8 protein-coding genes and 1 rRNA gene are annotated in these 7,252 nt (G+C 37.8%); 3 read left to right on the top strand and 6 right to left on the bottom strand.

Features of this window, described 5'->3' with window-relative positions; genetic code table 11:
* Both M3226_RS23560 and M3226_RS23555 read right to left on the bottom strand, forming a co-directional pair.
* Positions 1-90: ribosomal RNA gene (locus M3226_RS23560) — 16S ribosomal RNA — on the bottom strand; the annotation flags it as partial.
* Positions 91-345: 255 nt separating this feature from the next.
* Positions 346-576, bottom strand: coding sequence for a hypothetical protein (locus tag M3226_RS23555; protein ID WP_251571086.1), 231 nt, complete (start codon positions 574-576; stop codon positions 346-348).
* 139 nt (positions 577-715) lie between these two features.
* Here M3226_RS23555 and pdaB point away from each other — a divergent pair, with 139 nt between their 5' ends.
* Positions 716-1,468, top strand: coding sequence for a polysaccharide deacetylase family sporulation protein PdaB (pdaB, locus tag M3226_RS23550; protein WP_251571085.1), 753 nt, complete (start codon positions 716-718; stop codon positions 1,466-1,468).
* 25 nt (positions 1,469-1,493) lie between these two features.
* On the opposite strand, the gene M3226_RS23545 is transcribed toward pdaB, so the two are convergent.
* Positions 1,494-2,183 carry a KinB-signaling pathway activation protein gene (locus M3226_RS23545; RefSeq protein WP_251571084.1) on the bottom strand — a complete coding sequence of 230 codons (690 nt, stop codon included), beginning with the start codon at positions 2,181-2,183 and terminating at the stop codon, positions 1,494-1,496.
* A gap of 149 nt (positions 2,184-2,332) precedes the next feature.
* Here M3226_RS23545 and gerD point away from each other — a divergent pair, with 149 nt between their 5' ends.
* Positions 2,333-2,890, top strand: a complete 558-nt coding sequence (gerD, locus tag M3226_RS23540; protein WP_251571083.1) for a spore germination lipoprotein GerD — start codon at positions 2,333-2,335, stop codon at positions 2,888-2,890.
* A gap of 166 nt (positions 2,891-3,056) precedes the next feature.
* On the opposite strand, the gene M3226_RS23535 is transcribed toward gerD, so the two are convergent.
* The 3 genes from M3226_RS23535 to M3226_RS23525 form a co-directional block, all read right to left on the bottom strand.
* Positions 3,057-4,109 carry a P-loop NTPase gene (locus tag M3226_RS23535; protein ID WP_251571082.1) on the bottom strand — a complete coding sequence of 351 codons (1,053 nt, stop codon included), beginning with the start codon at positions 4,107-4,109 and terminating at the stop codon, positions 3,057-3,059.
* A gap of 146 nt (positions 4,110-4,255) precedes the next feature.
* Positions 4,256-4,978, bottom strand: coding sequence for an N-acetylmuramoyl-L-alanine amidase CwlD (gene cwlD, locus M3226_RS23530; RefSeq protein ID WP_251571081.1), 723 nt, complete (start codon positions 4,976-4,978; stop codon positions 4,256-4,258).
* Between the two features lie 150 nt (positions 4,979-5,128).
* Positions 5,129-5,572: a YbaK family protein gene (locus tag M3226_RS23525; protein WP_098532365.1), complete on the bottom strand. Its 444-nt coding sequence runs from the start codon at positions 5,570-5,572 to the stop codon at positions 5,129-5,131.
* A 188-nt stretch (positions 5,573-5,760) separates the two neighbouring features.
* On the opposite strand from M3226_RS23525, the gene M3226_RS23520 reads away from it, so the two are divergent.
* Positions 5,761-7,236, top strand: coding sequence for a spore germination protein (locus tag M3226_RS23520; protein ID WP_251571080.1), 1,476 nt, complete (start codon positions 5,761-5,763; stop codon positions 7,234-7,236).
* The last annotated feature ends 16 nt before the right edge of the window (positions 7,237-7,252 follow it).

Raw genomic sequence — 7,252 nt, 5'->3', positions numbered from 1 at the left:
CAGGAGCAAGCTCCTATTGATTCGCTCGACTTGCATGTATTAGGCACGCCGCCAGCGTTCGTCCTGAGCCAGGATCAAACTCTCCATGAAAGTTGATTAGCTCAATTTGTTACGTTGGCTTAGTTTCATAGTAGAAACTAATATTATTGTTTGTTGACGTTTTTGTTTGTTTAGTTTTCAAAGAACAATTTTACATATCGCCAAAAGCGACTTTTATAATATATCATCTGTAGTCAGCAAAGTCAACAACTTTTTTTAAGTTATTTTTCACTGTTAGCAGCGACGTTTATTAATATAACAAGATAATCTTTACATGTCAACGTGTTTTTCAAAAAAAATTAAGCATTAACCCTTTTTCCGGTCCTTATTGCTTCTTCGAATATATTTTAAACATTCTTGGGGAGATGCAACCCGCTTAAATAAGGTAAATAGAATCTTATATCTCTCCTCCATTGATCTCTTTACAACATGATCAATTCGATCATCTTTTAAATCAAATAATATTTCATCCATCTCTCTTTTAATCAGGTATTCCATTTCTTTTACTTCCTTTTCATTAATTAGAAGTCCAAACATTGAAAAACCTCCAGCGAAGTATCTTGTTATAGTAGTCTTTTCCAAATTTAGAAATTTTATAATCAAAATGTTTAATCATATTATCAAAATTCAGAGCATAAGTTTGAGACAAGGATGGTATTGGACGAGGTGGAAAAGGATGAATTTCTTTTATGTATTAAACGGTAAAGCGTTAAAAAATGTATCACTAATTTTCATCGCTGCTTTTTTCACAGCTTGGTTCCTCTACATGGAAAACCTAGTACAGATTCCTGTCTTTTCAACAAAGGATAGCACGAATGCGATTTATCGCGGCGAAAAGGATCTAGCCCTCACATTTAACATAGGCTGGGGGGATGAAAAAGCAGAGCCCATTTTAGATGTGTTAAAGAAGGAGAACGTTAGTTCAGCAACTTTCTTCCTAGCTGGTTCTTGGGCAGAACGTCACCCTGACATTGTCAACCGCATTGTGAAAGAAGGCTATGAAATTGGAATTCTAGGCTACGATTATGTTGATTACCTTGATGTAGAGGATGCTAAAATTGCAAAAGATATTTCGAAGGCTCAAGAAGTGTTCACTAAGTTAAATGTAAAAGATATCAAGGTTTTACGGGCACCGACAGGTCATTTTGATGAGCGTACATTAAAAATTGCTAAGCGTTATGGCTATACAGTTGTTCACTGGAAGGTAGACTCGAAGGATTGGCAAAATCCTGGCGTAGAAAAAATAGTTGAAAATGTAAGGAAGGCAGATGATGGGGATATAGTCCTACTCCATGCCTCTGATTCAGCAAAGCAAACCGCTAAAGCACTGCCGCTGATTCTTGCTGATATCCGACAAAAGGGACTAAAGCTTGTATCGGTATCAGAAATGATTGCTAACGGAGAAGTCCATTCTAAAGAGATCCATTAAGTTCTAAAGAAAAAAACCGCCCATATTACATGGACGGTTTTTTTGATATTCTTTCACTTTTATTCGCATTTTTCATTTTAGGATTGTTATGCTCCGCTCGTTTTTGTCTTTCTTGTACGGACTGAGCGTTTAATTTATGAAGGACTAATATTTGATAGGCATTACAGGCTAGTAAGGAAACCATCATGAGATAGAACCAATTCTTTTCATTTTCTCGCAGGACCGGAACCCATTCAACTAATGTTGCGACAATCATAAAAAACAACGCTGGGATAAAGGCTCCTCGGTTTGTTTGTTTCACTTTATACCATGCTACAACAAGAGCAGCAGCTAATAGAAGAAATGCCGGTCCAAAATAAGGAAGAATAGAATCCCCTGTTTTAGCAAAGTTCTCATAACGTAAGTAGACTAAATCGAATAAACCAAACAGAATGAGAACAACTTGAACAGAATTCCATAGGGATACGGACTTAAAAATCCCTAATCCAAACCGGTGGATTGTTAAATATGAAAAGAAACCCATTTGGCTGATCATACTAAATAGAAATCCCATAACAATTAGCCAAATTAACGTGGATAAAATATCAATAATTTGAAAATGAGTAAAGTAAGGCTGAAATTCATCCCAGCGAATGATAAAGCCCACAATAGCTGTTGTGATCCCGCCAACTAATAATGTGGACATAAATAGTCTAACCCAATTACGGCTTGTCACACCTCAAACCTCCAGAATACTAAATTTATTTCATACTGATTGTACCAATCAAAATGTGAAAAATCCATAATTTCATTTTTTCAGGCGAATAATCTAGCTTTAATTTCTCATCCTAAAATTAAGGATTTATATGTGAAAGGAGCTTGAAAATGAGAAGAAAAAGTATGTTGCTCCTCCTACCCATCATGTTGTTCCTAACCAGTTGCGCTTCTAGTAATGAATCAAGCGGTGGGGGACAAATCGACTATGACCAAACTAAAAAAATGGTGGTTGATATCCTTAAAACCGATGATGGTAAGAAGGCAATTCAAGATGTAATGACCTCTGATGCGATGAAGGAAAAGCTTGTAATGGATCAAAAGGTTGTTGCGGACACCATTCAGACTACTTTGACATCAGATAAAGCCATTGATTTTTGGAAGAAGGCATTTAGTGACCCTGCTTTTGCCCAGGGCGTAGCTAAAAACATGAAAAATGAAAATAAGACCTTATTAAAGGAATTAATGAATGACCCTCAGTATAGAGCGATGATGGTTCAAGTTTTTAAAGAGCCTGAAATTCAAAAACAAATGACGGACGCCTTAAAAACCAAGGAATATCGGGAAAGTCTTCAAGATGTGATTACAGAAACAATCAATAGCCCGCTTTATAAAGCTAAAATACAAGAGTTACTGTTAAAGGCTGCAGAGGAGGAATCAAAAAAATAATGGACTAGTGATCATAGGAAAAGCGCAAGCGCCTTGATCAGCCCCGACAAGCATAAGACAAGCTGGACGTCGCTAGTCCGTTTATTAACCGTTATCCACATGAGAAAATTTTATAATGTCCTTAGCGACAAAAAAGCCTCATCCAATTAAGGAAGAGGCTTTTTTCTTATTTTTTTAGCAGGCTTGTAACCTTTTCAGCAATTTCTAAATAAATTTTTCCAATTTGGTGATCTTCTTGATAAACAGATGGTGCAAAATCTTCATCATTCCAATCAGGCTGGTTCAACGGCAAGCGTCCAAGAAGAACTGTATTTAATTCTTCTGCAAGCTTGTCTCCTCCCCCACGTCCAAATACATATTCTTTTTCACCGGTTAGCTTACTTTCAAAGTAAGCCATATTTTCAATTACTCCTAATACCTCATGCTCTGTTCTTAGAGCCATAGCACCTGCACGAGCTGCTACGAACGCAGCGGTTGGATGTGGTGTCGTAACAATAATTTCCTTACAAGAAGGAAGCATGGTATGAACGTCTAAAGCAACGTCCCCAGTACCAGGAGGCAAATCTAATAATAAATAATCAAGTTCTCCCCATTCTACTTCATTGAAGAAACTATTGAGCATCTTGCCTAACATAGGACCACGCCAAATAATAGGAGCATTATCCTCTACAAAAAAGCCCATTGAAATAACTTGAACCCCAAATCTGTTTACAGGAATAATCTTTTCGCCGCGTACAACAGGCCGATTTGTAATACCCATCATATCAGGTACACTAAATCCGTAGATATCCGCATCAATTAGCCCTACCTTTTTACCTAACCGTGCTAGGGCTACAGCAAGGTTAACGGAAACGGTTGATTTACCTACGCCTCCTTTTCCGCTGGCAATCGCAATGAAGGTTGTATTTTTTGAATTAAGGAGGTTTTGGTCCTGCTCTGGTTCTGCATTACGATGTTGTGCTAAGACTTCTTCTGGCAGTTCAGCAAATCGGATTCCAACAGTAGCCGCTCCTGCTTCTTTTAACACACTAACAACTTGTGTTTGGAGTTGAAGCTGTTCGCTTGTCCCCGTTTTCGCAATCAACACCTTAACACTAACATGATTCTTTTCTTCTTTAATTTTAATTTCCTCAATAGCGTTTAATTCAGCTAATGTTTTATGTAAAAAGGGCTCTTTGAGGCCGCCCAGAACTTCTCGGACATTATTCTCTGTTAACATAAAATGCACCTCACCTATGAATTCTTTTTCATTTTCAGTATACCATAACCGAGACGAGAAACAGTTAATTCAATCACACGTTTATACAAATCTAAAGTCTGCTTTTTACTCATTGCATAAAAAATCGGAAGATGCCTCCATCTCCCTTAATCTGCTTCTTTTAATTCCTTTTCATTTGTAAAGTAACGCAGGATTCCGTTATTTATAGAAGCGGACACTTTTTCTTGATAGGACTCCTTTTTTAGGAGCGTCTTTTCCCTTGGATTGGAGAGAAACCCTACCTCTACTAGAACACCTGGTTTTTTCGCGTTTTTCAAGATATACACTTGATTGATGGGCTTGGCTTTACGTTCAGTGTTTTCGAGATTTCTCCGGAGCTCTTCTTGAATAAACTTTGCCGCTCGGGCGTTTTCCTTATAATGCGGAGCGTAAAAGGTTTGAGCACCACTCCATCTAGAGGACGGAATGGCATTTAAATGAATACTGACAAATAGGTCAATATCTGTTTTATTTATCATTTTCAATCTTTTTTTGAGGTCTTCTACCTTCCTGCGGCTATAGCCCCTCGTATCAGGGTCGGCTAAATCCTCATCCTTTTCCCTTGTCATAATCACAAGAGCCCCTTGCTGTTGCAGGTAGTCACGAACATTTTTGGTGATTTCTAAAGCAATATCCTTTTCAAGCGTCTCGCCTGTACCTGCCCCGCCATCGGGCCCTCCGTGACCTGCATCCAACAAGATTATTTTTCCTGATAAGGGAAGATTCCAGGTTTTCCATGAATTATTTTCACTAAAATCATGCTGTAGTATAAAAAATAACACGATTAATCCTGAAATAAAGCTAATAATCTTTAATCTGCGCTTAGCCACCCATATCCTCCTTCCCGCTCGTCCCTGTTCAGTTAACTATATGGGACAAGGGGAAGTTTTAGAACCCCAAAAAGCACCTTTAAGCAGTGTACATAGAAGCTCTTAAAAAGAAATTGAGCAGCATGAACCCTTACAGGATGCTTTTTGGGTTTAATGTAATCTCAGCTTATGTCGTCTCTGCCCTTTTTCATAACCCTCTTTCCACCAGACAAAGATATATTGTTCGCATAGATAATATAGCGACTCACTCATAGTGCCTTCTTGGCCATTTCCCCAATAGAGCAGAAAATTGTAAAGTGTATCAATCAGATGTTTTTCTTCTCTAAAACACCGTTTTCTTACATCCTCAAGATTATCACCATAATAGCCAAACTTACTGAATTTAGCCCCCAAGAGGAATGCCTCAAGGGCGACATCATAACAAGCTTCTTCTATTCCTGAATTCATCACAAAGCTATTGGCAAGGCTTGTGGAACCGAAATATTGTTTTACTCTTTCTTTCAATGTATTAATCGATAAATCCCTCAGCACTGAACGTTCATATTTAATCTGCTTTTCACGTCGTTTTTCTTTAAAGGTTGTTATAACTGTCACTTCTTTTCACCTCTTAGGACTATTCTTTATCCCTTAGGTCTAAGAAATGCAAAGTCCTCATTTCCAATTTTTAATATCACTTATTGAGTAAAGATGCAAACCTTTAATAACTCTTTAACCGCTAATTCATACTCTTTCCAAAATAGGGAAACGATAATTGTAGGCTGAAAAGGACGGTGCAATCATAGATGGGTTGGTTTTCAAAACAAGATAAAGTACTTGAAAGAGAAACGTTGGAAAAAACTCTCAAGCGCTCAAATGATTTTAAAAAAGTCTCTTATATTAATGAACCCACTAATAAACAGTTCTCTTTTTGGTTTATTTCAACTCTTATTGATGAAAGAATTTTACAGGAGAATGTCCTTCCCTATTTATTGGAGAAACCGTTTGAAAAAATTGAAGATGTAAAGAAAATAATTGCCCTCGCTGATGTACAAATTAGCAATAATCCAAGCGAGATTGAACAGAAATTGTTCAATGGTTATGCCCTTTTAACATTAGAATCTGACAGCCATCATTTTGTTTTTTTAGCGGCACACAAGGAACTCGTCCGAAGCATTTCACCCCCAGAGGTTGAATTTAGTGTAATCGGACCAAAAGAAGCCTTTGTTGAATCGATCAATCAAAATGTAAACTTGATTCGCAAACGCCTTCCTGTCAAAGAATTAATTGTCCAAGAACTAATTGTTGGATCGCTATCAAAAACGAAGGTATCTATCTTATATCTTGAGGGTATTGTGGATCCCGCAAATGTCAAAACCGTTATGGAGAGGCTTAAAAATATTAAATTTGATGCGATTACCGATAGTTCATATATCGTTCAGCTAATATCCGATAATAAAAACTCACCTTTTCCACAACTTTTGGATACCGAGCGGCCGGACAGGGTTACGGCCATTTTAGCAGAGGGGAAAATAGCCATATTCGTTGATGGTTCACCGCACGCCTTGATTACGCCGACTACACTCGTTGAATTTTTCAGCTCATTTGAGGATTACTTTTTAAATTGGATGTTATCCTCTTTTTTTCGGTTAATTCGGCTTTTCGCAGTCGCCTTTTCAATTTTAGTCACACCTATTTATGTAGCAGCATTATCCTACCATTATGAATTAATACCAACAGACTTAATGAACACTTTAGTCACCTCTCGGAGAGATATACCGCTTCCTCCTATTTTAGAGGCACTCTTTTTGGAGCTGACCATTGAACTGCTAAGGGAAGCAGGAGCCCGTCTGCCTACTAAGGTAGGACAGACAATTGGTATCGTAGGAGGTATTGTCATTGGAACTGCATCGGTTGAGGCTGGATTAACTAGTAATGTTCTCCTTATCATTGTAGCACTTGCGGCATTGGCATCTTTTACAACACCCGTTTATAAAATGGGTAATGCCATTCGATTGCTCCGATTTCCATTTCTATTTTTTGCAGAGCTTTGGGGACTGCTTGGTATTGTCTTATGTTTTTGTTTCTTAATGACCCATTTATTACGGCTAACTTCCTTAAACAGGCCTTTTTTAGAACCTTTATATCCACCAAGAATGACAGACCTTAAGGATTCCCTGATTAGGCTGCCATTTAGCAAACAATCCTTACGTCCACAAACACTTAGGACAAAAAAACCTGTTCGTTATCCCTTCATTAATAAAAGCGATATTGACGAATAGGAAGCGGAGGAAGATC

This window comes from Neobacillus cucumis (genome assembly GCF_023715505.1).
Note: the sequence above shows the minus strand (reverse complement) of the source record. Positions and strands in the feature narration are given on the sequence as shown.

Coding starts and splice junctions, on each gene's coding strand:
- M3226_RS23555 (WP_251571086.1), bottom strand. CDS start 576: ATGTTTGGACTTCTAATTAATGAAAAGGAAGTAAAAGAAATGGAATAC.
- pdaB (WP_251571085.1), top strand. CDS start 716: ATGAATTTCTTTTATGTATTAAACGGTAAAGCGTTAAAAAATGTATCA.
- gerD (WP_251571083.1), top strand. CDS start 2,333: ATGAGAAGAAAAAGTATGTTGCTCCTCCTACCCATCATGTTGTTCCTA.
- M3226_RS23520 (WP_251571080.1), top strand. CDS start 5,761: ATGGGTTGGTTTTCAAAACAAGATAAAGTACTTGAAAGAGAAACGTTG.
- M3226_RS23535 (WP_251571082.1), bottom strand. CDS start 4,109: ATGTTAACAGAGAATAATGTCCGAGAAGTTCTGGGCGGCCTCAAAGAG.